The organism is Streptomyces sp. WG5, assembly GCF_049974565.1.
GTDB lineage: Bacteria > Actinomycetota > Actinomycetes > Streptomycetales > Streptomycetaceae > Streptomyces.
The window spans coordinates 1-708 of sequence record NZ_JBNGGC010000157.1 but is presented as its reverse complement, the minus strand read 5'-3'; the positions used below and the strand labels follow the sequence as shown (position 1 = coordinate 708).

Annotated in this window: 2 pseudogenes; both read right to left on the bottom strand. The window is 69.5% G+C overall.

The window, feature by feature from the left end:
* A pseudogene (locus tag ACP4IX_RS36355) lies at window positions 1-527 on the bottom strand (non-ribosomal peptide synthetase); the annotation flags it as partial.
* A gap of 45 nt (window positions 528-572) precedes the next feature.
* A pseudogene (locus ACP4IX_RS36350) lies at window positions 573-665 on the bottom strand (hypothetical protein); the annotation flags it as partial.
* Between the last annotated feature and the right edge of the window lie 43 nt (window positions 666-708).

Genomic DNA, 708 nt, shown 5'->3' with positions numbered 1-708 from the left:
GCCCAGTACGACTCCACCCCCGCCGCCACATGCCCCATCAACAACCCGGAACCGACACCGATCTCCAACACCCGGCGGGGTCCGAAGCGACGGATGCGTTCCACGACCGCATGGCGCCATTCCCGCATCTCCGCCAACGGGATCGGCTCACCCGAGTACGAGCTGTTCCACCCCTCGAACCCCTCCCCCAGCACGTCCGACTCGGCCTCGCCGTACACCGAGTCGTAGATCTCACGCCACTCCTCGACCTGCTCGCCGGTCGTGCCTCCCGCCTCCGCCGACGAAGGAACGACGTAGGCGACGAGGCGGGTGTCGTCGTGGTGCGGGCGGGCCACGACCACGGCCCGGGAAACACCCGGCTCGGCCTCCAACGCGGCCTGGACCTCACCCGGCTCGATACGGAAGCCGCGGATCTTCACCTGGTCATCGGCACGCCCCAGGTACTGCAACTGCCCATCCGTGTTCCACCGCACCAGGTCACCCGTGCGATACATCCGCTCGCCGCTGGCGCCGAAGGGGCTGGCCACGAAACGGCCGGCGGTCAGACCCGGCCGCCCCACATATCCGCGCGCCAACCCGGGCCCCGACACGTACAACTCACCCGGCACACCCACCGGAACAAGTGCCAGGTGCTCATCCAGCACGAACAGACCCGCACCCGGCACCGCACGCCCGATCGGAACGCCCCCACCCGCGGCCAACGGATCA